Source organism: Pseudomonas solani, assembly GCF_026072635.1.
GTDB classification, from domain to species: Bacteria; Pseudomonadota; Gammaproteobacteria; order Pseudomonadales; family Pseudomonadaceae; genus Metapseudomonas; species Metapseudomonas solani.
Genome location: NZ_AP023081.1, coordinates 3431510 through 3456003 on the forward strand (window position 1 = coordinate 3431510; position 24494 = coordinate 3456003).

General features: G+C 68.1%; 25 protein-coding genes, 3 tRNA genes and 1 pseudogene. 19 read left to right on the forward strand and 10 right to left on the reverse strand.

The window, feature by feature from the left end:
- Positions 1 to 116 precede the first annotated feature (116 nt).
- The 15 genes from PSm6_RS15575 to PSm6_RS15645 all read left to right on the forward strand — a co-directional run bounded on the left by PSm6_RS15575 (position 117) and on the right by PSm6_RS15645 (position 14306).
- Positions 117 to 192: transfer RNA gene (locus PSm6_RS15575), tRNA-Asn, on the forward strand.
- A gap of 9 nt (positions 193 to 201) precedes the next feature.
- A tRNA-Pro gene (locus PSm6_RS15580) sits at positions 202 to 278 on the forward strand.
- 11 nt (positions 279 to 289) lie between these two features.
- A tRNA-Lys gene (locus tag PSm6_RS15585) sits at positions 290 to 365 on the forward strand.
- Positions 366 to 950: 585 nt separating this feature from the next.
- Positions 951 to 2276, forward strand: coding sequence for a 3-dehydroquinate synthase II domain-containing protein (locus PSm6_RS15590; RefSeq protein WP_265167692.1), 1326 nt, complete (start codon positions 951 to 953; stop codon positions 2274 to 2276).
- Between the two features lie 9 nt (positions 2277 to 2285).
- Complete coding sequence (locus PSm6_RS15595) at positions 2286 to 3083, forward strand: class I fructose-bisphosphate aldolase (protein WP_037022255.1); 798 nt, start codon at positions 2286 to 2288, stop codon at positions 3081 to 3083.
- A gap of 56 nt (positions 3084 to 3139) precedes the next feature.
- Positions 3140 to 5587 carry an AMP-binding protein gene (locus PSm6_RS15600; RefSeq protein WP_265167693.1) on the forward strand — a complete coding sequence of 816 codons (2448 nt, stop codon included), beginning with the start codon at positions 3140 to 3142 and terminating at the stop codon, positions 5585 to 5587.
- Between the two features lie 35 nt (positions 5588 to 5622).
- Entirely contained in the window at positions 5623 to 6336 is a 714-nt protein-coding gene (locus PSm6_RS15605) for a methyltransferase (RefSeq protein WP_021221810.1), read from the forward strand.
- Positions 6337 to 6358: 22 nt separating this feature from the next.
- A complete protein-coding gene (locus PSm6_RS15610; protein ID WP_265167694.1) occupies positions 6359 to 8089 on the forward strand; it encodes an FAD-dependent monooxygenase in 1731 nt (576 codons plus the stop codon).
- Positions 8090 to 8125: 36 nt separating this feature from the next.
- Complete coding sequence (locus PSm6_RS15615; protein WP_265167695.1) at positions 8126 to 8425, forward strand: hypothetical protein; 300 nt, start codon at positions 8126 to 8128, stop codon at positions 8423 to 8425.
- Positions 8374 to 8850 carry a cupin domain-containing protein gene (locus PSm6_RS15620; protein WP_213628491.1) on the forward strand — a complete coding sequence of 159 codons (477 nt, stop codon included), beginning with the start codon at positions 8374 to 8376 and terminating at the stop codon, positions 8848 to 8850. Before PSm6_RS15615 ends, PSm6_RS15620 begins: the two co-directional genes overlap by 52 nt.
- A 35-nt stretch (positions 8851 to 8885) precedes the next feature.
- A complete protein-coding gene (locus PSm6_RS15625; RefSeq protein ID WP_021221813.1) occupies positions 8886 to 9650 on the forward strand; it encodes an SDR family oxidoreductase in 765 nt (254 codons plus the stop codon).
- A 56-nt stretch (positions 9651 to 9706) separates the two neighbouring features.
- Positions 9707 to 11425, forward strand: a complete 1719-nt coding sequence (locus tag PSm6_RS15630; protein ID WP_265167696.1) for a GMC family oxidoreductase — start codon at positions 9707 to 9709, stop codon at positions 11423 to 11425.
- Positions 11426 to 11483: 58 nt separating this feature from the next.
- Positions 11484 to 12254, forward strand: a complete 771-nt coding sequence (locus PSm6_RS15635; protein ID WP_021221815.1) for an aldolase — start codon at positions 11484 to 11486, stop codon at positions 12252 to 12254.
- A 29-nt stretch (positions 12255 to 12283) separates the two neighbouring features.
- Positions 12284 to 13030, forward strand: a complete 747-nt coding sequence (locus PSm6_RS15640; RefSeq protein WP_265167697.1) for an SDR family NAD(P)-dependent oxidoreductase — start codon at positions 12284 to 12286, stop codon at positions 13028 to 13030.
- Positions 13031 to 13055: 25 nt separating this feature from the next.
- On the forward strand, positions 13056 to 14306 hold the full coding sequence (locus PSm6_RS15645; protein WP_043244217.1) for an acyltransferase family protein: 1251 nt from the start codon (positions 13056 to 13058) through the stop codon (positions 14304 to 14306).
- 805 nt (positions 14307 to 15111) lie between these two features.
- Here PSm6_RS15645 and PSm6_RS15650 read toward each other — a convergent pair.
- From PSm6_RS15650 to PSm6_RS15700, 10 genes and pseudogenes are all read right to left on the reverse strand, one after another.
- Positions 15112 to 15393 carry an Ada metal-binding domain-containing protein gene (locus PSm6_RS15650; protein ID WP_265167698.1) on the reverse strand — a complete coding sequence of 94 codons (282 nt, stop codon included), beginning with the start codon at positions 15391 to 15393 and terminating at the stop codon, positions 15112 to 15114.
- A 3-nt stretch (positions 15394 to 15396) separates the two neighbouring features.
- Positions 15397 to 16011 carry a 2OG-Fe(II) oxygenase gene (locus PSm6_RS15655; RefSeq protein WP_043244216.1) on the reverse strand — a complete coding sequence of 205 codons (615 nt, stop codon included), beginning with the start codon at positions 16009 to 16011 and terminating at the stop codon, positions 15397 to 15399.
- The gene (ada, locus tag PSm6_RS15660; RefSeq protein WP_081711552.1) at positions 16008 to 17141 is read right to left on the reverse strand and encodes a bifunctional DNA-binding transcriptional regulator/O6-methylguanine-DNA methyltransferase Ada; all 1134 of its coding nucleotides are present in this window, start codon (positions 17139 to 17141) and stop codon (positions 16008 to 16010) included. Before ada ends, PSm6_RS15655 begins: the two co-directional genes overlap by 4 nt.
- A gap of 177 nt (positions 17142 to 17318) precedes the next feature.
- Entirely contained in the window at positions 17319 to 17864 is a 546-nt protein-coding gene (locus tag PSm6_RS15665; protein WP_031288647.1) for a methylated-DNA--[protein]-cysteine S-methyltransferase, read from the reverse strand.
- Between the two features lie 10 nt (positions 17865 to 17874).
- Complete coding sequence (locus tag PSm6_RS15670; RefSeq protein ID WP_265167699.1) at positions 17875 to 18111, reverse strand: hypothetical protein; 237 nt, start codon at positions 18109 to 18111, stop codon at positions 17875 to 17877.
- Positions 18112 to 18168: 57 nt separating this feature from the next.
- On the reverse strand, positions 18169 to 18882 hold the full coding sequence (locus PSm6_RS15675) for a 2OG-Fe(II) oxygenase (RefSeq protein ID WP_265170534.1): 714 nt from the start codon (positions 18880 to 18882) through the stop codon (positions 18169 to 18171).
- Between the two features lie 26 nt (positions 18883 to 18908).
- Positions 18909 to 19919: a LysR family transcriptional regulator gene (locus tag PSm6_RS15680; RefSeq protein ID WP_021221824.1), complete on the reverse strand. Its 1011-nt coding sequence runs from the start codon at positions 19917 to 19919 to the stop codon at positions 18909 to 18911.
- A gap of 312 nt (positions 19920 to 20231) precedes the next feature.
- Positions 20232 to 21533, reverse strand: a complete 1302-nt coding sequence (locus tag PSm6_RS15690; protein WP_265167701.1) for an NAD(P)/FAD-dependent oxidoreductase — start codon at positions 21531 to 21533, stop codon at positions 20232 to 20234.
- A 63-nt stretch (positions 21534 to 21596) separates the two neighbouring features.
- Positions 21597 to 21769, reverse strand: a pseudogene (locus PSm6_RS15695) (DUF3094 family protein).
- Between the two features lie 86 nt (positions 21770 to 21855).
- Positions 21856 to 22482 (reverse strand): DUF1780 domain-containing protein, encoded by a 627-nt coding sequence (locus tag PSm6_RS15700; RefSeq protein WP_021221827.1) that lies wholly within the window; start codon positions 22480 to 22482, stop codon positions 21856 to 21858.
- 113 nt (positions 22483 to 22595) lie between these two features.
- On the opposite strand from PSm6_RS15700, the gene PSm6_RS15705 reads away from it, so the two are divergent.
- The 4 genes from PSm6_RS15705 to PSm6_RS15720 all read left to right on the forward strand — a co-directional run bounded on the left by PSm6_RS15705 (position 22596) and on the right by PSm6_RS15720 (position 24491).
- The gene (locus tag PSm6_RS15705) at positions 22596 to 23021 is read left to right on the forward strand and encodes a GNAT family N-acetyltransferase (RefSeq protein WP_265167702.1); all 426 of its coding nucleotides are present in this window, start codon (positions 22596 to 22598) and stop codon (positions 23019 to 23021) included.
- Positions 23018 to 23485, forward strand: a complete 468-nt coding sequence (locus PSm6_RS15710; RefSeq protein ID WP_265167703.1) for an FAD/FMN-containing dehydrogenase — start codon at positions 23018 to 23020, stop codon at positions 23483 to 23485. Before PSm6_RS15705 ends, PSm6_RS15710 begins: the two co-directional genes overlap by 4 nt.
- Complete coding sequence (locus tag PSm6_RS15715) at positions 23482 to 24168, forward strand: energy-coupling factor ABC transporter permease (RefSeq protein WP_265167704.1); 687 nt, start codon at positions 23482 to 23484, stop codon at positions 24166 to 24168. The genes PSm6_RS15710 and PSm6_RS15715 overlap by 4 nt, the downstream gene beginning before the upstream one ends.
- 107 nt (positions 24169 to 24275) lie before the next feature.
- Positions 24276 to 24491 carry a hypothetical protein gene (locus PSm6_RS15720; protein ID WP_265167705.1) on the forward strand — a complete coding sequence of 72 codons (216 nt, stop codon included), beginning with the start codon at positions 24276 to 24278 and terminating at the stop codon, positions 24489 to 24491.
- The last annotated feature ends 3 nt before the right edge of the window (positions 24492 to 24494 follow it).

The window sequence follows — 24494 nt, forward strand, 5'->3', positions numbered from 1 at the left end:
AGCATTGTATAAATTCGCTTTTCAGGGGTTGACAGCTCGTTCTGGAAACGTAAAATGGCGCGCCTCAGATGCAGCGAACCACGGTTCAAAGCGGATGAGATTGGAAAGTTAGAAGTTCCGCGATAGCTCAGTCGGTAGAGCAAATGACTGTTAATCATTGGGTCCCTGGTTCGAGTCCAGGTCGCGGAGCCAACTTCCAAACGGGGTATAGCGCAGTCCGGTAGCGCGCCTGCTTTGGGAGCAGGATGTCGGGAGTTCGAATCTCTCTACCCCGACCACTCCTTTTTATGGGTCGTTAGCTCAGTCGGTAGAGCAGTTGGCTTTTAACCAATTGGTCGTAGGTTCGAATCCTACACGACCCACCATATTCAGGAATGCCCGGTAGCCATCAGGTTGCCAGGCTTCCTCAAGAAGCCCACCTCTCGAGGTGGGCTTTTTCGTTTCCGGCCTTTCATTCCTGCACCTGCGCACTGGCGCCAGACCTCCAGAGTCCCGTGTTCGGGCGGTCGATCGGTTGCTGCGGCGAGTTGCCGCAGGTCCGTACATTCTTTTTGGGTCTGACACCCGACCTCACGGGACTGGTTTTCTCCCGCCTGCCCGTGCCGCTTCGTTGTTTTTCGCCTGCCTGCGGCCGGTCTGCCTGCGGACCTGTCGCGTCTGCCTGCGCCCCATCCCCCTCAGTGAATACCCCATCGCTCACATGGTCTTTCCTCGTACCTGCCCCTGGGAAAGACTCCGCTCCACGCAAAAGCAGGCGGAGACGAACCGTTCGTCCCCTTCGGCTCTTTGCACGCTTGCCCAGACGCACTACCGCGCCGGGTGCACGAGAACGGTTCCAGCGGGAGAGGAACTCCCGATTGTGGTTGCGCGATGCAGATGCTGTACGCAGCTGATTCTGGATGCCTCTACATGACCAAGTTGAATGGAATGGCTCGCAGCCTGGAGGGAACATGAGCAACGCAAGCGCAGGGGTGAAAGGCAAGGAGGTCCCGGTGATCCGTGAAGACGCCGCCGACCAGGCCTTCGAGACCCCCGAAACGGTATCCAAGCGAACGTCGGTGCGGCTCACCAACATCCGCAGCAACGGCGAAAGCAAACGCACCGCCAATGACAGCCAGCTGGTCTGGTTCGACAGCGCCCAGCTGGCGACCCGCCGCCCCGACGATGGCATCTTCGTCCGCGTCATCAACTCGCTCTACACCGGCATCGTCCTTTATATGGACAACCTCGCCGAACTGCTCCCCGCCGTCCCCTCGCGGATGCACGTGGTGCTGCGCCTGCGCAACGCGGCCGAGCTCAAGGCCTTCCGCGAAGGCCCGCAGTTCGAGGACTTCAAGAAGGGCGTCGTCGCCCGCAACCGCTCCGTCGCCTACAACGACGCCGACGTCCTGGCCGATCTGGCTCGCGACGGCCTGCTCACCTGCTACACCAGCTACGTCGATGATCGCGAAAGCCTGCTGGCCGCCATCGACCTGGGGCTGCGCAGCAACTACCTGTGGATCCTCTTCCGCGACCCCACCAACATCCCGCTGGAGCTGGTGATCGCCTCGCTGCAATCCACCTCCACCGTGCTGATGAAGGAGATCAAGGCGCCCACAGACGTGGATGACGCCATCGTCTCCTACGGGGTGATGGAATACGGCGCCGAAGGGGTGATCTTCTCGCCCCGCGACCACGGCGTGATGAGCGAATTCCTCGCCCGCATGTCCCAGGCGCAGAGCGCCGCCAACCTCAATATCCAGGTCGGCACCGTGATCGAAAGCCGCCCCGTGGGCATGGGCTACCGCGCCTGCATCGACGCTTCCACCCTGTTCGAACCCGACGAGGGCATGCTGGTCGGCAGCACCTCCCAGGGCGGGCTGCTGTGCTGCCCCGAAGTCTACTTCCTGCCCTACATGGAGCTGCGGCCGTTCCGCGTCAACGCCGGCGCCGTGCACTGCTACGTGTTCAACACCGAAAACCGCACCGACTACATGAGTGAGCTGAAGGCCGGCTCGCCGATCATGATCGTCAACTCCAAGGGCCGCGTGCGCCGCGCCGCCGTGGGCCGCATGAAGATCGAGCAGCGCCCGCTGCGCCTGATCGAGGTCGAGTTCCCCGGCAAGGAGCGGGTCAACATCCTCATGCAGGACGACTGGCACGTACGCATCTTCTCCGACGTCGCCAAGCCGCTGAACATCTCCGAGCTCAAGCCCGGCGACAAGGTCCTCGGCTACGTCACCGAGCCCGGCCGCCACGTGGGCATCAAGATCAACGAATCGATCATCGAGAAATAGGGGCGCGCCATGAGCTACGTCAGCAGAGTACTGAGGGAGCGGCGCTTGCTGTTCCCGGCCTCGCGGCGCGGATTGATCGTGCCCATCGACCACGGCCTGACCCTCGGGCCCATTGCCGGCATGACCCACACCGCCGACTTCGAGAAATGGATCGCCAGCGACCACATCAGCGCGGTCATTGGCCACAAGGGCCTGATCGAGCGGCTGATCCTGCGGGACATGCTGCACCCCTCCACCGGGGTCATCCTCCACCTCAACGGCATGGCCAGCATCGCCCCCGAGCCCGACACCAAGATCATGGTGTCGAGCATCGATACGGCGCTGGAGCTGGGCGCCGACGCGGTGTCGATCCAGATCAACTTCACCGAGGACAACTTCCAGCACAACGTCGCCCTGCTCGGCGCCATGACCGACGCCGCCCACAGTGCCGGCTTCCCCATCCTCACCATGCTCTACGACAAGGTCCGTGGGCTCTCCGCCAGTGATCGGCAGAAGCGCCTCAGCCACCTGGTACGGGTGGTGGCCGAACTCGGCTCCGACGCGGTGAAGCTGGCCATGCCCGAGTCCGCCAGTGATTGCACCGAACTGGTGGAAACCCACTGCCGCGACATCCGCATCTTCTTCGCCGGCGGCGAACGCACGGAAGACGAACGCCTGCTCGGCCTCACCCGCTCCATCCTCGCCAGTGGCGCGGCGGGGCTCTGCGTCGGGCGCAACGTCTTCCAGCACCCACGCCCCCTCGAACTGCTGCGGCGCCTCGCCGACTGCATCAAGGGCGAGACGGAATACCTCAGCCGCGCCGTTTGAACGGAACTCAACCCCCACGCGATCGCCACAAGCGATCAACCCCGGGAGACAGGTCAATGGAATACCTCGACGACAACGCGGCGCCCATCGGTGCCCGCAACGAATACGTGCTCTCGCCGCTCTGGAAGGACCTCTTCCCCGAGGGGCTGCTGGGCCGGCTCAACGCCAACCCCTTCCTCGTGGCCTGCCGCAACGGCGCGGTCAGCCTCGACCAGGTGCGCCATTTCCTCATCCAGCACCACTACTACTCGCAGTACTTCACCCGCTACCTCTGCGCGCTGATGGGCGGCATCGCCGACCAGGGCGAGTTCAAGTCGCTGTCCTGCAACCTCACCGAGGAACTCTCCGGTGGCGACAGCGTGGACATCTCCCACGCCGAGCTGTACCGCCGCTCCATGGACCTGATGTCGGCACCGCCGCGCAGCCGCCCGCTGCTGCCCGGCACCCGCCAGCTCATCGACGGCATGTTCCGCCACTGCCGCAGCAGCGACCCCATAGACGGTCTGGCCGCCCTGTGCCTCGGCGCCGAGGCCATAGTCCCGCTGATCTACGGCCCGGTGCTCGATGCCCTGCGCAGCCACAACGCGCCCCGCGAGGCCGAGCACTTCTTCGTGCTGCACATCGAGGAGGACGAGGACCACGCCATCGTCATGCGCGAGATCATCGACCGCATGCTCGTCGAGCGGCCCTACCTGCGTGCCCGTGTCATCGCCATCGGCGAGGAGATGGTGCACCTGCGCATGGCCATGCTCACCGAACTGGCCCAGGGCCCCAGCAGCCAGCCCCTTGGTGCCGCCAGCACCCTGATGGGCGCCGACGCATTGCAAACGCTGCGCGCCGACGCCTCCCTCGGCAGCGGCAACTTCCTCGACCGTTGCCTGGCATTGAGCACCACCCCCGACGAGCCGTTCCTGTTCCTCGACAAGCCCCTGACCCTGCTGCGCGGCACGCCGGTCGGCGCCCTGTCGCTCAATGACCTGCAGCACCACCGCATGGCCCTGGCCGCCTGGTACCTGGAGCAGGGCGTGAAGCCCGGCGACGTGGTTGCCGTCACCGTCGAAGACGGCCTCGCGCCGCTGCTGCACTACCTGGCGCTGACCAGCCTGGGTGCGGCCATCTCGCTGATGAACCCAGCCATGCCGGCCGAGTTCGGCATTGCCTACATGGACGAGAACGGCTTCGAGCGCCTGGTGACCGACGCCGTCACCCTGATCACCAGCGACTTCGCCCGGCAGTGGCGCGATGCCGGCCGCCCGGTACTCGATGTCACCCGCGCCGCCCTCGACCCGGCGCCGCGCATGCCCGCCTGGTGGCCGCTGGAGCCGCAGGACTCCACCCTGGTGATGCTCAGCCACACCTCCGGTACCACCGGCCTGCCCAAGGCGGTGCGCTTCGAGCACCGGCAGTTCTTCATGGGCAAGCGGGCCCGCATCGGGCGCTTCGCCGAAGGTCCGGACGAGCGCTTCCTCAGCGCCCTGCCGCAGTCCCACTCGGCGGCCATCAGCCACCTGGAAACCGCCATCCTCCACGGCATTCCCACCTTCGTCCTCGGTACCCAGCAGGGCGAGGCGCTGCGCGAAGCCATCCAGCGCTTTGCGCCGACCACGGTGGCGGCCTTCCCGCGCAGCTACGTGCTGCTGGTCGAAGGCGGCATCGGCCATGACGAGTTCCCCACCGTGCGCCGCTGGTTCGCCATGGGCGATGCCTCGCACCAGAGCCATATCCGCCAGGTACTCGAAGGCGCGCCGCAATCGCGCTTCATCGACGCCTTCGGCAGCTCCGAACTGGGCATGGCGCTGTTCCGCAGCGAATCGACCCTCGATGCCGTCGCCGCCCAGCGCTGCATCGGCCGCCCGGTGGACATCGCCGTGGCCAAGGTGCTCGACCCGCACAGCGGCGACGAAGTGAAGCCCGGCGAAGTCGGCCTGCTCGCCGTGCGCTCGCCCACCGTCACCTCCGGCTACTGGAAGCAGCCGCAGAAGACCGTCGACGCCTGGCGCGGCGGCTACTTCCTCACCGGTGACATCGCCTTCTGCAAGGACGGCGAGTTCTTCCAGATCGACCGCGCGGTGGACGTCATCGAGTCGCCCGCCGGCGCCCTGCACACCCTCCAGCTGGAGGAAGCGGCGCAGCAGGTGGAAAGCGTCTGCGACGTCACCGTGGTCGGCGTCGACCCGGCCCGCAGCGGCGGTGTCGGCCTGGTCGCCCTGGTGCTGCCCGACCGCTATGCGGGCGACCCGGCCACCATCGCCTCCCGTGTGCTGCGCACCCTGCACGAGGCCTGCGCCCAGCGCGGCGTGATCGTCGCCGAGGGCTTCATCGCCGTCGCCGTGGTCAGTGACCTGGCGTTCCTGCCGGTCGGCGCCACCGGCAAGGTGCTCAAGCGTCACCTGCGTGGCGTGGCCCAGGCGCTGCTGACCGGGGAGGGCGGGCACCAGGTGCTGCACCTGCTGCGCCCGGCCCTCGCCGATCGCCAACTCGCCGCTGCCGGGCACGGGCTCTGAGCCCCGCGCCGGTTATCCACAGAAGGAATCTCAGCATGACTCAAGCAATCCAGGAGGCCGGCGCACTGGCGTCGGTCCGCCAGCGCCTCGCGGCTGCCGAGGCCGATGGGCAGACCGAATACGAATGCATGGGCCGCGATTTCGTGGTGCATGAGGGGGTGTTCCCGCCGACCCACTTCCAGTCCACCGGCATCTTCACCCGCCACCTGCCCTACCCACGGGGCGGGCGCTTCCTCGAGATCGGCTGCGGCGCCGGCGTTACCGCCGTCACCGCCGCCCTCGAGGGCTGCCGCGAGGTGGTGGCCAGCGACATCAGCGAGGCTGCCGTGTGCAACACCCGCGCCAATGCGGCGCGGCATGGCGTCACCGGGGTGATGTCGGTCCGCCAGGGCGACCTGTTCAAGGTGCTGGAGGCGGGCGAGCGTTTCGACGTCATCTTCTGGAATTCCAACTTCGTCTTCGTCGAGGCGGAACACGTGTTCGACAAGGCCATCATGCTGGCCTTCTGCGACCCGGGTTACGCCGCCCACAAGCGCTTCCTCGACGAGGCGCCGGACTACCTCGCCGAAGGCGGCCTGCTGCTGATGGGCTTCAGCAGCCAGGGCGACGGCAGCGCGCTGGAGGCGATGCTCGCCGAGCACGGTTACGGCGCGCGGCTGCTGTCCTCGGTGACCGGCCAGGGCACAGGCGCGCCACGCTACGACATCCTCCAGCTCCTGCCGGGTGCGCACGCATCCGCAGGCGCCTGACCGGCAGCGACGGAGGCTCATCGTGAGCACAGGCCAGAAGACCCAGCACGCCGCCGTGGCCATCGTCGGCGGTGGCCCCGTGGGCATGATGCTCGCGCTGTTCCTGGACCACCATGGCGTGCCCGTGGTGCTGTTCAACAGCGAGCGCAACACCCGCTGGCACCCCAAGGGCAATACCCACAACTCGCGCACCATGGAGCACTACCGGCGCCTGGGCCTGGCGGAGGCCATCCGCCGTCTCGGCCTGCCCCTGGACCACCCGCGCGACGTCGCCTACTTCACTCGCCTCAACGCCTGGGAACTGGCGCGGCTGGACATGCCGTCCGAGCGCGAGCGCATGGCGGCCGCACGCAGCGCCGAGGACACCGACCAGGTGCCCGAGCCGCTGCTGCGGGCCAACCAGATGTACGTCGAGCGCTTCCTGCTCGAACACATCCGCACCCGGCCCAACATCCAGCTGCGCTTCGGCTGGAGGGTCAGCGGCTTCGAACAGGACGCCGACGGCGTGCGCCTGATCGCCGTGGAAAGCGCCAGCGGCGAAGCCATCGAGCACTGGACCGCCGACTACCTGGTGGGCTGCGACGGTGGCCAGAGCTTCGTCCGCCGCACCCTCGGCATCGGCTACCTGGGGCCAGACGGCTCCAGTGGCGGCTTCCTCAGCGGGCGCATGTTCTCCAGCCACGTGCGCATCCCCGCGCTGCACCGCGACATCCTCGCCGGGCGCAAGGCCTGGATGTACAACGTGGTGGCGCCCGATGCGCGCATGCTGCTGATCAGCCTGGACGGCGCGGACGAGTTCCTGCTCATGACCCAGGCGCGCTCCCATGACGAGATGCCCCAGGACGACCGGGTCATCGCCGCCATTCGCCAGGGCATCGGCGCCGAGGTCGGCGTCGAGGTGCTGGCCCACGCCGTCTGGCACGGCGGCCTGGCTCTGGTGGCCGAGCGCTTCTCCGATCGCCGGGTGTTCCTCGCCGGCGATGCCACCCACCTGTTCTCGCCCACCGGCGGCTTCGGCATGAACACCGGCATCGACGGCGCCGCCAACCTCGCCTGGAAGCTGGCCGCCGCGGTGCAGGGCTGGGCCGGTGAAGGGTTGCTGGCTTCCTACGAGGCGGAGCGGCGCCCGGTCACCCTGCGCAACACCGAGGCCGCGCGCCAGCTCACCCAACGGGTGGGCAAGGTGGAAGTGCCCGCCGCCGTCGAGGCGCGGGGCACCGAGGGCGAGCGCGCCCGTGCCCGACTCGGTGTTTCGTTGCGTGGTTTCCGTGGCCAGTTCACTTCCATCGGTGTGGAGCTGGGCGCGCGCTACGACGGCTCGCCCATCGTCTGGCAGCAAGGTCAGCCGCCCGAGGACGACCCCCTGCACTACCGACCCAGCACCGTGCCCGGCGGGCGCTTGCCGCACCTGTGGCTGCCGGCGGGTGAGGGCTCGCGACGCTCGGTATTCGACCTGCTCGGCAGCGGCTTCACCCTGCTGCGCAACGGCCCTGATGCGCCGTCGGTGGAGCGCCTGCGCGATGCCGCCGCCGCCCGTGGCATTCCGCTGACGGTGGTGGAACTGCCGGCCAGCGCCCGTGACTGCTACCGCTGCGGATTGCTGCTGGTGCGCCCCGACCAGCACATCGGCTGGCGCGGCGATGCGGTGCCGGAAGACGCCGGCGCGGTACTGGAAAAACTCGTGGGCCACGGCTGTGCCGTGAGCCCGAAGGATGGCCAGGCGCTGGGTAGCGTCCTGGGTGCGGTTGGCTAGATCAACGACCGGGTCACTGACCCGCAAGGAGGATGTATGAGCTCACTGGAAGCTGGCTTCGACACCGGCGAGATGCTGGAACAGGACCTGCAGTCGGACTACGCCGAGGATGCCGAGGAGAACGCGGCGGCCTTCGCCCTGATCGAGGACGACCCCAACCCGCAAGTGGTCAACGGCGAACCGGAAGGCGCCTCGATCCGCTTCGTGAAGACCGGCGAGACCACCCGTGGCCGCTACCTGATGGCCAAGGTGGAAATCCCCCGGGCTCGGGCCCGCCGCTGCACGTGCACACCCGCACGGACGAGTGGTTCTACGCCCCTGACGGTGGTGTGGTGATGCTCATGGGCACCCGCACCTACACCGACATGGACAACCCGCCGGACGTTTCCGGGCGCGACACCATCCGCATGATCCCCATGAAGAAGGGCGCCATGGTCTTCGGCCGGCGCAACCACATCCATGGCTTCCTCAACATCTCCGACAAGACCGTGATGATGTGGCTGGTGTGGACCCCCGACACCCCCGAAGTGACCCTCAAGGATTACTTCGAATCCATCGCCCGGCCGATCCTCCCGGGCGTCCGTGGCGCACGCAACAACCCCATCGTGCAGCTCAAGGCGGTCAGCGAGGCGCGCGACTACGGAATGATGTTCAGCACCGACTTCTGGCAGTACGCCGAGAAGGTGGAGGAGGGCGAGGCGCCCTTCGGCAAGAACCTGGACGGCCTGATCAGGCTGTTCGAATCCGCCAAGCAGGCGTGAAACACGGGACAACCCAACAAGGAACGAGGTGACACATGAGTATTCTGGCGAACAAGACCGCGATCGTGACCGGGGCCAGCTCCGGCATCGGCTTCGAGGCCGCGAAGCTCTTCGCGAAAGAGGGCGCCAAGGTGGTGGCCGTGGCTCGTCGGGGCGAGGCCCTGGAGCGGCTGGTGGACGAGATCACCGCTGCTGGCGGCGTGGCCGTCGCCCTGGCCGGTGACATCAAGGATGAGCAGTGTGTGCGTGAGTCGGTGGCCCTGGCGGTGAGCCGTTTCGGCGGCCTCGACATCGCCTTCAACAACGCCGGCTCCATGGGCGCCCTGGGCGCGGTGACCGATATCTCCCTCGAAGGCTGGCACGACACGATCGACACCAACCTGACCAGCGCCTTCCTCTGCGCGCGCCACCAGATCCCCGAGCTGCTCAAGCGCCCCGGCGCCTCGCTGATCTTCACCTCGTCCTTCGTCGGCCACAGCGTCGGCTTCCCGGGCATGGCCGCCTACGCGGCGAGCAAGGCCGGGCTGGTGGGCCTGACCCGCACCCTGGCAGCCGAGTACGGCGGCCAGGGCCTGCGCGTCAACGTGCTGCTGCCCGGTGGCACCGACACCGAGATGGGCCGCGCCGCCGCCTCCACCCCGGAGCAGAAGGCCTTCGTCGAGAGCATCCACGCGCTCAAGCGCATGGCGCGCCCGGAAGAGATCGCCCAGTCGGCGCTGTACCTGGCGTCCGATGCCTCCAGCTTCGTCACCGGCACGACCCTGTTCGTGGAAGGCGGCGTGACCATCACCCGCACGTGAACCGGCGGGGGCCTCGCGCCCCCGCCCCAGGAAGCCGACCCCGTTCAGGAACGAACATGAAGAAGCACAACGACTCCCCGTCGCTCGACGCCATCCGGGAGGGCGCAGCCGGCTTCGGCGCCTCCGGCCGTCGCGATTTCCTCACCCGCCTGCTGGCCCTCGGCGCGGGCGCCGGTGCCGCCGGCATGGGCCTGCTGCCCGCCGCCGCCCTGGCCGGCGAGCGCGATGGCCGCCCGGCCCAGCGCCTGGACTACGACTACGTGATAGTCGGCGCCGGTTCTTCTGGCTGCCTGCTGGCCGACCGCCTGTCCGCCACCGGCGCCTCGGTGCTGCTGATCGAAGCCGGCAGCCATCGCATCGACCAACCCAAGGTCCGCGAAGTGGCCCTGTGGCTGCAGAACATCGGCAGCGACACCGACTGGGCCCGCCAGAGCACCGCCCAGGCGCAGTTGGACAACCGTCAGCAGGCCCTGGCGGCCGGCAAGGTGGTGGGTGGCTCCGGCAGCATCAACGCGATGATATGGCTGCGCGGCGACCCCCGCGACCTGGCCCAGTGGCAACGCCATGTCGGCGGCCCCTGGACTGCCGAGGCGCTGCTCCGCGCCTATGACGACATGGCACGCCCGGTGGGCAGCCCCGGCAGCGGCCCCTCGCGCATCCGCGTCGGCCGCTACGCCGACCCGCACCCGCTCACCGCCGCCTACCTGGCCGCCAGCGGCGACACCGGGCTGCGCACCATCGAACTGAATGCCGGCCGCCCGCTCAATGGCGCCGGGGTCACCGAGGTCAACGCCACCGCCGACGGCTACCGGGTCGGCCCGGCCCAGGCCTTCCTGGTGCCGGCCCTGGCCCGCGCCAACCTCAGCGTGCTGGCCGATGCGCTGATCACCAACCTGATCATCCAGGGCAACCGCTGCCGGGGCGTGCGCGCGCTGGTGGACAACGCCCTGGTGCAGATCCGCGCCAACCGCGAAACCATCCTCTGCGCCGGCACCTGCGAGTCGCCCAAGCTGCTGATGCTCTCCGGCATCGGCCCGCTGGACGAGCTGCGCGCCCAGGGCATCCCGGTGCGCCAGCACCTGCCGGCGGTAGGGCGCAACCTGCAGGACCACCTGCTGCTGAGCCTGCAGTACCGCTCTCGGGTGTTCGTGCCGCCGCAGCTCTCCAACGGCGTGTCGACCATGTCGTACTACAGCAACGGCCCGGCGCACCTCGCCCCGGACGTGCAGGTGGCCGGCATGCAATACCCCTTCGGCCCGCTGCAGACGCCGGCCGGTGGCTCCTACACGCTGATCCCCTTCCTCGCCAAGCCGCGCAGCCGCGGCCGTGCGCGCCTGGCCGGCACGGACCCGCGCCAGAGCATGCTGCTGGACCCGGGCTACCTCGCCGAGCGCGTCGACCGCGACAACATGGTCTTCGCCCTCGAGCGCGGCCTGGCCCTGGGCGCGAGCCGCGCGCTGGCCAGCTTCAACGGCGGCCTCTACCCGGCCGACCCGCTGCGCACCTACGCCGAGAAGCTGGCCTTCATCGCCCGCAACGCCGGCCCCGGCCTGCACTACACCGGCACCTGCTCCGCCGGCCGTGACCCGGCCAGCAGCGTGGTGGACTCGCGCTTCCGGGTCTGGGGCGTGGACGGGTTGCGGGTGGTGGACGCCTCGGTGATCCCCGAGATGCCGGCGGTGAACATCCACGCCTCGGTGCTCTCGGTCGCCCAGCTCGCCGCGAAGGTACTGGTGGAGGAGCGCCGCTCGCACCACCACCACGCCACGGCCTGAACCGACGCCCGCGCCCTTGGTGGCGCGGGCCTTCCCAACCCGAACCCGAGGCAACGCCATGAAGACCCTGTTGGCCGAGAAGGCCGAGCTGATCGACAAGAGCGTCGACGCCATGAACACCCACCTGGTGGCGACGGAGCGGCCGCTGCGCGAGAAGGTCGCGCTGACCTGCCGCGTGCTCTTCACCCATGGGCACGACTCTGGCCTCGCCGGGCAGATCACCGCGCGCACCGGGGCTCCGGGGCGTTACCTGACCCAGCGCTTGGGCCTGGGCTTCGACGAGATCACCCCGGCCAACCTGCTGGAGGTGGACGAGGACCTGGTGGTGATGGCCGGCGACGGCATGGCCAACCCGGCCAACCGCTTCCATTCCTGGATCTACCGTGCGCGCCCGGACGTGAACTGCATCGTCCACACCCACCCCATGCACGCCAGCGCGCTGTCGCTGCTGGAGCGCCCGTTGAAGGTGGCGCACATGGACAGCTGCATGCTCTACGACGAGGTGTCCTTCCTCGCGCGCTGGCCGGGTGTGCCGGTGGGCAACGAGGAGGGCGAGCTGATCGCCTCGGTGTTGCAGCATCGCCGCGCCGCCCTGCTGGCCCACCACGGCCTGGTGATCGCTGCGCGTAGCGTCGAGGAAGCCTGCGTGCTCGCCGTGCAGGTGGAACGCACCGCGCGCATGCAACTGCTGGCCGAGGCGGCGGGGGAAATCTGCGACATCGACCCGGGCCTGGCCCGCGAGGCCCACGACTGGATCCTCCAGCCCACGCGCAGCCGCGCCACCTTCGACTACTTCGCCCGCCGCGCGCTGCGCGAGCTGCCCTTCTGACCCTTCACTTTCTTCACGAGGTTTCCGCCATGCAGCCATCCCTGCTTTCCAAGAACGCCCTGGTCACCGGCGCCTCCCGTGGCATCGGCAAGGCCACCGCCCTGGCCCTAGGCGCCGCCGGCGCCTATGTGCTGGTGCACTGCAACCGTGGGGTCAACGAGGCCCATGGCGTGGTCACCGAGATCCGCGACCGGGGCGGCCGTGCCGACGTGCTGGTGGCCGATCTCGCCAGCGCCGAAGGGCCGCGCATCCTCGCCGCCGAGGTGGGTGAGCGCGTGCGCCGCCTGGACGTGCTGGTGGCCAGCGCCGGCATCGCCCAGACCGCGACGCTGGAGGAGACCCGCATCGAGGACTTCGATCGGCTGTTCGCGGTCAACGTGCGCGCGCCGTTCTTCCTGGTCCAGCAGCTGCTGCCGCTGCTGGGCGAGGGCAGCAGCCTGGTGCTGATCTCCTCCCTGGGGGCGCGCTCGGCGGTGGGGGACATTCCCGCCTACGCCGCCACCAAGGGCGCGCTGGACACCCTGGTGCTGCATTTCGCCCAGGCGCTCGGCGGGCGCGGCATCCGCGTCAACGGCCTGGCCCCGGGGGTGGTGGACACCGAGATGTCCAGCTTCGTGCGCAGCGACGAGGGGCGCGACTTCGTGCTCTGCATCCAGGCCCTGCAGCGCATCGCGCAGCCGGAGGATATCGCCGACGCGGCATTGTTCCTGGCCTCCGACGCCTCGCGCTGGATCACCGGGGACATCCTCAGCGTCGACGGCGGCACCAAGCTGTAACCACGGGCCGCCAGGGGTAGACACCATGAACATGAAGACCGAACTGCCCGCCACCGGGCTCGCCGGCCACGGCGGCACGTCGAGGAACCTCGAACTCGACCGGCTGCGCGCCATCGCCGTGCTGCTGACCTTCTACGTCCACCTGTACCAGGTGTTCTACCCCTGGACCTTCACCATGCACTACCCCAAGCCCGAGTCGGTGCTCGACCTGTTCGGCAACGCCTGGGCCGGGGTCGACCTGTTCTTCGTGATCTCCGGCTACATCATCTCGCGCACCCTGCTGGAACAGCTGGACGGGTTGCGCAGTGGCGTGCAGCGGGCGGCCTGCATCCGCGCCTTCTACGTGCGCCGGGTGTTCCGCATCCTGCCGGTGGCCTGGCTGGTGGTGGCGCTGGTGATGCTATTCAGCCTGTTCCTCAACCAGGGCCAGTACTTCGCTCCGCCGGTGTACAACGCCCAGGCGGCGCTGGGCATCTTCACCTACACCTTCAACTTCTGGCTGCCGGACAACAAGATCGCCGGCGGCGTGCCGCTGGCGCCCTACTGGAGCCTGTCGGTGGAGGAGCAGTTCTACCTGTTCTACCCGCTGTTCCTGCTGTTGCTGAAAAGCACCCGCGCGCGGGTGATGGCTCTGGTGGGCGGCTTGCTGCTGGTCAGCCTGGTGCTGCGGCCCTTTAGCCTGTCCGACCCGATGAAGGTGTTCTTCTTCACCCAGACCCGCTGCGACGGCCTGATCTATGGCTGCCTGCTGTACCTGGCCACCACCCAGAGCTGGTTCGAGGCGATCCGCGTGCGTGCCGGCCGCCATCGTTACGCCGGGGCGCTGGTGGTGACGCTGCTGGCGCTGGTGCTGGGCAGCGTCACCGCCATCGGCTTCGGCAACACCCTGGCGGTGCCGGTGGTCTGCGCGCTGTCCCTGGCACTGGTGTTCATGGCCGCCTGCGAGGGCAACCTGATCGTCTTCCCGCAACCGCTGCAGTGGGTGCTGGACTACCTCGGCAAGCGTTCCTACACCTTCTACCTGGTGCACATCCCGATGTTCTACCTGACCCTGGAGCTGATGTTTCGCTACACCCGCAGCGAGGGTATCGCCATCACCGACGCGCTCTGGCCGCAGTACACGGCGCTGATGCTGGTGCTGGTATTCGGCGCCACCGAACTGATCCACCGCACCGTGGAGAAACCCATGATCGCCCTCGGCAAGCGCATCACCGAACGCTCCCGCCTGCCCGCCGAACCGGCCGCGCAAGCCCTGGCCCCCACGCCGGCCCCGTAGGTCGCCGGCGCGGTGCTGAGGTTGGGTAGGGTGGATGACGCTTCACCCATCCACCGGGCGGGGGCGGGTTTCAATGCAACGCTTCGGGCATAACGGCGTGCCCTGTTCGACCCCGCCTGGTGGAGGTAAAGAGCGACCTCCACCCTACACAGCGGTCACGTCCATTCGGCGGTGTTGTCTTGCAGGTTTTTTGTAGGGGCGACTTCAGTGGCTCTGTCTGCGTTAAGTGTTGCTAGAGGATTTGAGTCCAGCTGATTGCCGAGCTCTGGTGATGTTTCTGGTTTCGCCCCCCCGGGCGAGTCCCTTTTTTCAATCGTCGGGATGCCGAACCACAAAAAAGGAACCAAAAACGCTTGCCCCATCATCCGGCCCGACTGCGTCGGGTTCCCTCACTCCATCGCCGTTACTCGCTACGCTCGCCCTTCGGGCCGCACTGAAGTGCGTTCGCCGCAAGCGTCGTCTGGGGGCCGGCGCGATGGGCCATCCATGGCCTGGCGCGCCTCTCGCGGCATCCATGCCGCTCGTCCCCCGGCGCAACGACTGCGTTCGGCCTCCTGGAGGGGCGTTGGCGGCTGCTCCAACTTTCTTCGTCCAGCGCATCACCACGTGGTGCGCATGGGCTTTCGTAGGATGGTGTAGAGCGAAGCGAAACCCATGCGGTGGAGGTGGCAGAAATACTTCGGTGCCCGGAAAGCACCGTGCTTGAGCGCCTGCATTAAAACCACAACAGCTAACGCAGACAGAGCCACTTCAGTCGCCCAGCGGCGCGTAGCGTCGTCCGCCCGTAGGCGCGAATTCATCGCGATCAGGCGTCATCCTGGACACCCAGCTCCCCCGCCTTCCACATCCTGTACCGCTCCGGCATGCACACCGCGCAAGGCCGATATCCCGCGCTGAGCGCCGTGGCTTCGTCGAGAAAGAACACCCGCTGTGCCCGGTAGCCACCCCGGGCCAGGGCCTGCAGGGCGCTGCGGCAGTCAAGGCGGCCGTAGAGCTTGTTGCGGCGGTGGCCGCCGAGGGTGCCGGGGCGGTTGCTGGCAAAGGGGCGGCCGTCGGCGCCGATCAGGGTCCAGGTTCTGTCCGGCATGGCTCAGTGCCTGGCGGGGAAGTCCAGCTCCAGGCTCAGGCGCTGGCCGCTGCGCACCCGGCTGGTGCCGTGCTTGAGCCCGGCACCGTAGAGCTGGCCGAGGCTGTTTCGCACCGGGCGGCGGCCCGTGCTGAAGAGCACCGCGTCGCCCTGGCGCAGGGGCAGCACGGTGGCTCGCGACTGCATGCGCGGGCGCTGCTCGGTAACGACGAATTCGCCACCGCTGAAGTCCTGCCCGGGGCAGGACAGCAGGATGGCGATACGCAGTGGCAGGGTTGTGCCGTCGCCCTGGTGCAGGTTCAGGTAGTCGCCGGCTTCCAGCCGGCACAGCTGTGCGTCGACTGTGATGCCCTGGAGTGGGTAGCGGTGCGCTTCACCCAGGGCTTCGTTCCAGCGATTGGCCAGGCCGGCGAGCTCGGGAGGGTATGCGTCCGCGAACGACGTGCCGGCCGTGGCGATCCACTCGCCACGGCCGGGCTCCGGGGGCGCGAGGCCAGCGCCTGGGGCTTCCGCCAGCCTGCGCCAGTGCTGCACCGTGCCTGCATCCAGCAGGCCGGGCAGCAGGGCGTAGCCGTCGTCTTCCAGGCTGCGGGTGAGCGCCGGCCAGTCCAGCGTCATGGCTGGGCCACGGCCTGCTTGCTGCGGGGGGCTGCGCTGGCAGTGGCGGTCTTGGCCGGCTTGGCTTCGCGCAACAGCAGTTCGCGTTTGCGGTCGATGCCCCAGCGGTAGCCGGAGAGATCACCATTGCGCCGCACCACGCGGTGGCAGGGGATGGCCACCGCGATGTGGTTGGCACCGCAGGCCTGGGCCACCGCCCGCACCGCCTTGGGCGCGCCGATGCGCTCGGCGATGTCGGTGTAGCTGACGGTGGTGCCTGGCGGGATGTCCCGCAGGGCTTTCCACACCCGCTCTTGGAAGGCCGTGCCGCGCACGTCCAGGGGCAGGTTGAGGCCCAGGGAGGGCGCCTCGATGAAACCGACCACCTGGGCCACCAGGCGCTCGAAGTCGGCATCGCCCCCCACCAGCTGGGCCTTGGGGAACTGGTCCTGCAGGTCACGCACCAGTTCGTCCGGGTCGTCGCCCAGGAGGATGGCGCAGACCCCGCGCTGGCTCTGGGCGACGAGGATGGCCCCCAGTGAGCACTGGGCCACGGCGAAGTGGATGGAGGCGCCGGCACCGCCATCGCGGTATTCACTGGCGCGCATGCCGAGCAGTTGGTCCGAGGTTTCGTAGAAGCGGCTGTTGGAGTTGAAGCCGGCGCCGTAGATGGCGTCGGTCACCGAGGTGCCGACATCGCTGAGCTCCTGGCGCAGGCGGCGCGCGCGGTAGGCCGAGACATAGGCCTTGGGGGTCAGCCCGGTTTCGGTCTTGAACACCCGGTGGAAGTGCGAGGGGCTCATGCCCGAGCGCTGCGCCAGCTGGTTGAGGTTCAGCGGCGTGTCGGCGGCCTCGATGGCACGGCAGGCCTCTGCGATCAACGAGGTGCGCCGGGCTGCGGTGCTGGTGCGGTCGCCGGCCAGGCTGCGACTGGCGCGATAGCCGGCGGCTTCGGCGGCGGCCGGGTTATCGAAGAACTCGACGTTCTTGCGGTTGGGCAGACGGGTCGAGGAGCTGGGGCGGCAGTAGACGCCGGTGGTCTTCACCGCGTAGACGAACTGGTCGTCGGCGGCGCTGTCGCGGGCGATGACGGCTGCCCAGCGTTGATCGTCCGTGAGGTAGAGAGCGGTTTCGTGCGGGTTCCTGCTCATGGTGGCTATCCAGAAGTACCGTTGACTATTGCAGGTTAAAACCGAATTCAAACGCAAGAACTCCGGTTCTTGCGTTCGAATCCACCGTGGCTCCGCCGAGGCGTTCCGATGCGGGCGGAGGGGGCGCTGGAGGGTATAGATGATGAGCCTCTCCAGCGTCCAGCGCTGCGCGTTCGGTCAGAACAGCGCGGCGGTCTGCGGCTCGGCGGCGAGAGGGCGCAGGGCTTTCTCGTGCTCCAGCAGCCAGCGCTTGCGCTCCAGGCCCCAGGCGTAGCCGCGCAGTTCGCCATTGGCGGCGATCACCCGGTGGCAGGGTATGACCAGGGCAATGGGGTTGGCGGCATTGGCGGCGCCGACGTCGATGGCGGCGCGCGGGTCTTCCAGGCCCAGCTCGCGGGCCAACTGGCCATAGCTGCGAGTGGTGCCGGCCGGAATGCGCCGCAAGGCCGCCCAGACCTGAAGCTGGAAGGGCGTGCCGGTGGGCTCGATGACGAGGTCGTCGAGGGCATCACCGTCGCCTTCGAAGTAGCGGCGCAGGGCTGTGGATATCTCCTTGGGGGCGGGGATTTCCGGTAGGTCCCGGGGGCTGGGGCGGTCCTTCAGCGAGCGGGTGAGCTGGCGCTTGTAGTCGGCGAAGCCGAGGGCGCAGATGCGGCGTTGTTCATCGGTCACCAGCAGCAGCTCGCGCAGGGGCGAGCTCAGGCGGCTCATCATCAATGTCATGGCAATCTCCTTATCGCAGTCGAGTGACGCTGTGGGGGCGCAGCAGGAAGACTTCCCCGCTGTCCAGGTGCAGCTCGGTCCGGCCCGAATCGTCCGTGTGCCAGCGGGCCTGCCTGGCATCCACCAGTGCCTGGAAGGCACTGATCACCCGCAGGCGCGCGGCCGGGTCACCGGTCGTCGTTCCAACCGCCAGCGTGCCGGCTTCGAACGACGGCAGCGTGCCGCTCTCCCTGGGGTGAAGTGGCATGGTCAGCCCACCCTGTGGGGGCTGTGCGTGAAGGGTGTGTTCATCGTCGTGGCCCCCTTAGCTGGCGTCGTGGAAGATCAGCCCCAGGGTGCGGCGCTGGCCGCTTGTGACGAGGCTGACGCCGTGGCGCATGGCGGCGCGGCGGAAGCCACCGCGTTTGCCGGGCACGGGGCGCAGGTCCACCGGGAACAGCACCGCGTCGCCCTTGCCCAGGGGCACCACTTCCGCCCGTTGCTGGCCGGCGATGTTCTCGGTGAGGACGAATTCGCCGCCGCTGAAGTCCGCATCCGGCGCCGACAGCAGGATCGCCAACTGCAACGGGAACACGTGCTCGCCGTACAGGTCCTGGTGCAGGCGGTTGTAGCAGCCTGGCCCGTACTGCAGCAGCAGGGGCGTGGGGCGGCGCTGCCCGGCGCGGTGGCAACGGGCGAGAAAGGTGTCGAGCCGCGCGGGGTAGCGGGTGTCGATGCCCAGGCGCTGGTTCCAGCGGTTGGCGATGGCCGCCAGCGGCGGGTAGAGGCGGTGGCGCAGGCGCCCGAGCAGGGTGGGCAGCGGGTAGGCGAAGTACTTGTACTCACCCCGGCCAAAGCCCTGGCGCTCCATGACGATGCGCGAGCGGAAGCCTTCGTCGCGGCTGTAGATCGAAGCGAGCTGGGCGCAGGCGGCGTCGTCCAGCAGGCGCGGGATCAGCGCACAGCCATGGGCCTCCAGCTCGGTTTCGAGGGCCTGCCAGTCGAGGCGCTCGATGCGCTCCAGCGCGGCATCGGGCATGGGGTGTTCGAGGGTGGCGAGCGCGGTCATGGCGTGGAGAAGTCCCCGGCGCTGAAGGACAGGCCCACCCGCGCCAGCCGCGAGACGGGGGCGAGGGGGTGGAGTTCGGAGAACAGGCAGGTTTCCGGTTCTTCCTGCTGGTTGCACACCTGCTCAATGCGCTCGAGGAAGCGCGCCAGGTGTGGCGAGGGTTCGCTGTCCGGGCGCAACAGGTAGGTGGTGAGCACCGAGTCGGGCACCGACAGCGCGCGGGTGACGATCTCGCTGCCGGGCAGGTAGCTCTGCTCGGTGCCACAGATCAGGGCGACCCCGTAGCCGGCCGAGACCAGTGCCTGCATGGTTTCGCGGGAGATGTATTGCTCGACGATGTTCAGCGAGGCCTCCTCGGCTTCGCTGAGGTTGGCCTTGAGCATGCGGCTGATCTGCTGGTGCTGGCCTTCGTGGACTTCGGGGTGGCTGAGGATCAGCGGGTGGCGCGCCAGCTCCTTGAGCGGGATCTTGCGGTGCGACAGCAGCGGGTGGCGGGCGGGCAGGGCGGCGACCAGAGGGTCGCTCCAGATCGGCCGTACGCACAGGCCATCGACGGCGTTGTCGGTTCGCGCGAAGCCGACGTCGTAGCTGTGGTCGAGCATGCCCTTCACCTGTTGGGCGTGGCTCACCTCGAACAGGCGTATTTCCATTTCCGGTTCCTCCTGGCGGCAGCGCGCCAGCAGGTCGGCGAGTTTTTGCGGGGCGATGCCGTCGGAAACCGCGACCCGCAGCGTGCCGCGAAAGCCCATGGCGACGCCGCGCATGTCCATCCGTGCCTGCTCCAGGGCGGCGAAGATGCGTTTGGTGTTCTCTAGAAAGACGGTGCCGGCCCAGGTCAGTTGAACGCCCCGCGGGTTGCGTTCGAAGAGCAGGGTGTTGAGGTCCGACTCCAGCTCCTTGATGGCCCGCGACAGGGGCGATTGCTCGATGTGCAGGCGCGCCGCGGCGCGGGTGAAGTTCAACTCCTCGGCCACGGCGAGGAAATAGCGAAGATGACGTAGTTCCATGTATGAGTCTCTCCTGTCTGTCATCGACCCTGGGTTCCGGGCCGTGCCCGGTGTGCTGCGTTCCTCCAGCCCTTACTGCGTAGTGGTCCTGGTGCGCGAGTGGCCCGGGTGGCGCCTATCCGATGGCGCAAACGCCCTGGCCAGACGCGTTGCGGGGCTCAATATCGGCGTGAAGAGACCGTCCCGCACTCCGTTTCTTGCGGTCGAATCTGCTGGGCGGGAAAGGGCGACGGACGGTGGGGCGGAAAGGGGCTTGGAGCGGCGGGGAGAGGCGAGGGAAGGCCGGCATCGCGGGGATGCCGGCCGGGTGGATCAGTGGAGCTTCAGGCGCGGGTCGGTGCTGCGGCCGATGCGGTCGCTGAGCATCAGCAGCAGGGTGCGGAAGCCACCGTAGAGCGCCATCTGGTGCATGCGGTAGAGCGAGATGTAGAACATCCGCGCCAGCCAGCCTTCGAGCTTGACGCTGCCCATCAGGTTGCCCATGAGGTTGCCGACGGCGCTGAAGCTGGAGAGGGAGATCAGCGAACCGTAGTCCTTGTAGCGGTACTCGGGCAGCTCCTGCTGGCCGGCGATGCGCAGCTTCAGCGACTTCACCAGCAGCGAGGCCTGCTGGTGGGCGGCCTGGGCGCGCGGAGGCACGCTGCGGTCGCTGCCGTCGCCCAGGGGGCAGGCGGCACAGTCGCCGAAGGCGAAGATGGCGTCGTCACGGGTGGTCTGCAGGGTGGGTTTGACCACCAGCTGGTTGATGCGGTTGCTTTCGAGGCCGTCCAGGTCCTTGAGGAAGGCGGGCGCGCGGATGCCGGCGGCCCAGACCTTGAGGCTGGCGGGGATCACCTCGCCTTGGGCGGTGCGCAGGCCTTCGGCGGTGACCTCGCTGACCGCGGCGCCGGTCATCACGGTGACGCCGAGCTGTTCCAGGGTCTTGTGCACCGGCGCGCTGATGTGCTCGGGCAGCGCCGGCAGGACGCGCGGGCCGGCTTCGATCAAGGTGATGCGCATGTTCTCCGGCTGGATGCTGTCCAGGCCGTAGGCGGCCAGTTCGTGGGCGGCGTGGTGCAGCTCGGCGGCCAGTTCCACACCGGTAGCACCGGCGCCGACGATGGCGACGCTGATCTGGTCGCTGTTGCCTTCCCGGGCGTGGGCGCGCAGGTAGTGGCTGAGCAGCTGGCGGTGGAAGCGTTCGGCCTGCTCGCGGGTGTCGAGGAAGATGCAGTGGCGGGACGCGCCTTCGGTGCCGAAGTCGTTGGTGGTACTGCCGACGGCGATCACCAGGCTGTCGTAGGGCACTTCACGGGCGGGCACCAGTTCACGGCCGTCCTCGTCGAGAGTGGCGGCGAGCTGGATGGCCTTGCGCGTGCGGTCCAGACCGCTCATGCGGCCGAGCTGGAACTCGAAGTGGTTCCATTTGCCCTGGGCGACGTAGTTCAGCTCGTTCTCCGTGGAGTTCAAGGAGCCGGCGGCCACTTCGTGCAGCAGGGGTTTCCAGATGTGCGTCAGGTTGGCGTCGGCCAGGATGACCTTGGCCTGGCCTTTCTTGCCCAGGGTTCTACCCAGACGGGTGGCGAGCTCCAGCCCGCCGGCGCCGCCGCCGACGATAACGATACGATGGGTCATGGGAACATCTCACAAGGCTATAAGAATTCTTATGGTTGGCGCCGGGCGAGCGGGGGAGGCTGCTCATAGCACGAGGCGCGCGAGGAGGCGGCTGAGGATGCCGAGCCCGACAACCATCACCAGCAGAATCATCAGCAGGCGCCAGGGCTTGAACGGCTCGCGTTCCACCTGGTGCTGGGGAGATTCAGGTACTGGTCGACCTTCTGCTGGTCTTCGGGTGTCAGGCGGCTGCTCATGGTAAGCCTCGACGGGGGAATGGGCTCATTCTAGCTGTGTGTTTCGAGAAGGCTCAATCGACGGCGCGAATAATTCGACTGTCGCGTCACAGTCCGATGCCGGCGTCGAAGATCACCGTTCGACCCAGGTTGGCGCGTAAAAATTCCGGGGCATCCGGGTGGGCGAAGAGCACGCGGGCGTAGGTGGAGCCGACGATGGACAGCGAGCGCCAGCCCTGGCGGAGGAATTCGGTGGGCGGCGGGAAGGGGCTGTTGAAATCGGGCACCGAGCGCTTGAGGTTGACGAAGGCCACCAGGTCCAGCTCGTTCAGCTCGAGGCCACGCTCGGTGTAGTTGTGGGCCTTCTTGCGCAGCGTCGGCGCGAGGCGGGCCTGCAGCTCGGCGGTGGCGATGCGCTTGGGCCGGGCCTCGCGGCGCACCAGTTGAGCGAGGGAGAAGGCGCTGCGGCGGCGTTCCAGCTCGGCGCGCCATTCATCATTGAGCCGCCGGCCCTCGTCGAGGACGAAGAACACCTCGAAGGCGGCATCGCGGAACTGCACATCCGGGGGCTCGCCGCCGGTGCTGAAGTCTTCCAGCCGATGGGGCACGTTAAGAGCCTGCAGCAGGCGCTGGCAGACCCAGCGCTCGCGCTCCCATTTGCGTGCGTTGGAGAGGAAGTCGTTGGCCTGTTCCGCCTGACGGGTGAGCAGGCGCAGGTAGTCGGATTCGTCCATGAGCGGAGCTTAGCCTCGCCGCGCCTCGCTGTGGTAGCCCGACGCGGCATACGGGCACGGCGCCCTGTGGCGGGCCTTGGTATAAACTCCGGACCTTGCCTTGGAACCTTCCCATGCAATTGCGCCCCGCCACACCTGCCGACCACTCCCGATTGCTGGCCCTCTGGAGCCGGACGCCGGGCATCCGCCTGCGCCCGGAGGACGAGTACGCACCCTTCTGCGCCTATCTCGCACGAAACCCCGGGCTGAGCCTGCTGGTCGAAGCCGGGGGCGAGGTGGTCGCCTGCCTGATGGCCGGACACGACGGCCGACGCGGCTACCTGCAGCACCTGGTGGTCGACGAGGCCTTTCGCGGGCGCGGGCTGGCCCGGCGGATGCTCGATGAGGTGCTGGCGCGGCTGGCGGAGCAGGGCATCGGCAAATCCCATGTCTTCGTCCTGCGTGATGCACCCCAGGCGCTGGCCTTCTGGCGAGCGCAGGAAGGCTGGGGCGAGCGTGGGGACATCCAGGTTTTTTCCACAAGGGGAGCGAGTGAATGAAAGCGGTTTTCGTGGTGGTGCTGATGGCGTGGATGGGGTTTGCCCAGGCGCAGGAGGAGGGTTCACGGCTCGCGCCCTGGACGTTGCTGGACCAGTACGACCAGCCTTACACCCTCGATGACGGGCTGCGGCTGTTGCTGGTGGCCCGCGACATGGACGGCGCGAAGCTGGTCAAGGCGGCGTTGGAGGGGCAACCCAAGGGCTACCTGGAGGCGCGCAAGGCCGTGTTCCTCGCCGATGTGAGCCGCATGCCGGCGGTGATCGCCAAGCTCTTCGCGGTGCCGGCGATGCGGGATTACAACTACCGGGTGATGCTGGACCGTGAGTCCCGCGTGGCGCCCCGTTATCCGGCCGAGGCGGGCAGCGTGCTGCTGTTGCGCCTGGAAGGTGGCGTAGTGCGTGAAACCCTGACCTTCACCGATGCTGCGGCGCTGCGCGCCGTTCTCGAGTCCTCCGCAGAGTGATCGCGTCCCAGTTGCTCTCCACCACCAGCCTGGGCCTGGGCTGGGCGATCTACCTGCCGGCCATCGCTTGGGCGATCTGGCGGGCGCCCTGGGTGGAGCTGTTCAGCGATACGCGGCGCCAGCACCTGCTGTTCGGCACCGTGCTGGCGCTGTTCCTGCTGTGGCTGGTGCGGCGAGATTTCGATTCGGGCGTCTCCTACCACTTCATCGGCATGACGGCGGTGACGTTGCTGCTGGATTGGCCGCTGGCGGTGCTCGGCGGCCTGGTGGCGCAGCTTGGTCTGCTGGCGCTGGGGCGCCAGGACTTCGGCGCGCTGGGGCTCAACGGCGCGCTGCTGGTGCTGCTGCCGGTGCTGGTGACCGAGTGCTGCGCCCTCTGGGTGGAGCGCTATCAACCGCGCAACCTCTTCGTCTACATCTTCTGCTGCGGCTTCTTCCCCGCCGCACTGACGGCGCTGCTGTGCACGCTGGTGGGGCTGGGCGTGCTCTGGCTGGACGGCATCTTCCCGATGCCGCCCTGGCTGGAGGATTTCGTCGGCTACCTCTGGCTGGTGATGTTCCCCGAGGCCTTTATCAACGGCACCGCGGTGACGGCGCTGGTGGTGTTCTACCCGGACTGGCTGGAGACCTTCAACCGCTCGCGCTACCTGCAGGCGCCCTGGAAGGACGACGAGCCGAAGTGATGGCCGGGAATTCACCGCGGGCATGACGCCTGGCGGCTTGATCCCGGTCAATTATCCACAGCCCTCCGCGCGCTGATCATGGCGCCTTCACAGACGAAGAGCGGGAGATGACCATGCACAAATGGGCGCGCGAGATGCTGGATCGGGAGCTGGCCGTGGCCAGGGGTGCGGGGATGAGCGAGGCGCTGGCGTTGCGGGCGCTGCTCAGCGAGGTGGTGGAGCGCAGCAAGGCGGTGCGGCCCATCGATGATCTGGCCCAGGAGCTGTGCTTCCTGGCCGACAACCTCGATGACGACCGCGATTACGCCTTCATGCGCCCCTGAGGC

Excerpts from the sequence above, each read along its gene's own strand:
- PSm6_RS15590 (WP_265167692.1), top strand. The coding sequence starts at position 951 with ATGAGCAACGCAAGCGCAGGGGTGAAAGGCAAGGAGGTCCCGGTGATC.
- PSm6_RS15595 (WP_037022255.1), top strand. The coding sequence starts at position 2,286 with ATGAGCTACGTCAGCAGAGTACTGAGGGAGCGGCGCTTGCTGTTCCCG.
- PSm6_RS15600 (WP_265167693.1), top strand. The coding sequence starts at position 3,140 with ATGGAATACCTCGACGACAACGCGGCGCCCATCGGTGCCCGCAACGAA.
- PSm6_RS15605 (WP_021221810.1), top strand. The coding sequence starts at position 5,623 with ATGACTCAAGCAATCCAGGAGGCCGGCGCACTGGCGTCGGTCCGCCAG.
- PSm6_RS15615 (WP_265167695.1), top strand. The coding sequence starts at position 8,126 with ATGAGCTCACTGGAAGCTGGCTTCGACACCGGCGAGATGCTGGAACAG.
- PSm6_RS15625 (WP_021221813.1), top strand. The coding sequence starts at position 8,886 with ATGAGTATTCTGGCGAACAAGACCGCGATCGTGACCGGGGCCAGCTCC.
- PSm6_RS15630 (WP_265167696.1), top strand. The coding sequence starts at position 9,707 with ATGAAGAAGCACAACGACTCCCCGTCGCTCGACGCCATCCGGGAGGGC.
- PSm6_RS15635 (WP_021221815.1), top strand. The coding sequence starts at position 11,484 with ATGAAGACCCTGTTGGCCGAGAAGGCCGAGCTGATCGACAAGAGCGTC.
- PSm6_RS15640 (WP_265167697.1), top strand. The coding sequence starts at position 12,284 with ATGCAGCCATCCCTGCTTTCCAAGAACGCCCTGGTCACCGGCGCCTCC.
- PSm6_RS15645 (WP_043244217.1), top strand. The coding sequence starts at position 13,056 with ATGAACATGAAGACCGAACTGCCCGCCACCGGGCTCGCCGGCCACGGC.
- PSm6_RS15650 (WP_265167698.1), bottom strand. The coding sequence starts at position 15,393 with ATGCCGGACAGAACCTGGACCCTGATCGGCGCCGACGGCCGCCCCTTT.
- PSm6_RS15655 (WP_043244216.1), bottom strand. The coding sequence starts at position 16,011 with ATGACGCTGGACTGGCCGGCGCTCACCCGCAGCCTGGAAGACGACGGC.
- ada (WP_081711552.1), bottom strand. The coding sequence starts at position 17,141 with ATGAGCAGGAACCCGCACGAAACCGCTCTCTACCTCACGGACGATCAA.
- PSm6_RS15665 (WP_031288647.1), bottom strand. The coding sequence starts at position 17,864 with ATGACATTGATGATGAGCCGCCTGAGCTCGCCCCTGCGCGAGCTGCTG.
- PSm6_RS15670 (WP_265167699.1), bottom strand. The coding sequence starts at position 18,111 with ATGCCACTTCACCCCAGGGAGAGCGGCACGCTGCCGTCGTTCGAAGCC.
- PSm6_RS15675 (WP_265170534.1), bottom strand. The coding sequence starts at position 18,882 with ATGCCCGATGCCGCGCTGGAGCGCATCGAGCGCCTCGACTGGCAGGCC.
- PSm6_RS15680 (WP_021221824.1), bottom strand. The coding sequence starts at position 19,919 with ATGGAACTACGTCATCTTCGCTATTTCCTCGCCGTGGCCGAGGAGTTG.
- PSm6_RS15690 (WP_265167701.1), bottom strand. The coding sequence starts at position 21,533 with ATGACCCATCGTATCGTTATCGTCGGCGGCGGCGCCGGCGGGCTGGAG.
- PSm6_RS15700 (WP_021221827.1), bottom strand. The coding sequence starts at position 22,482 with ATGGACGAATCCGACTACCTGCGCCTGCTCACCCGTCAGGCGGAACAG.
- PSm6_RS15705 (WP_265167702.1), top strand. The coding sequence starts at position 22,596 with ATGCAATTGCGCCCCGCCACACCTGCCGACCACTCCCGATTGCTGGCC.
- PSm6_RS15710 (WP_265167703.1), top strand. The coding sequence starts at position 23,018 with ATGAAAGCGGTTTTCGTGGTGGTGCTGATGGCGTGGATGGGGTTTGCC.
- PSm6_RS15720 (WP_265167705.1), top strand. The coding sequence starts at position 24,276 with ATGACCATGCACAAATGGGCGCGCGAGATGCTGGATCGGGAGCTGGCC.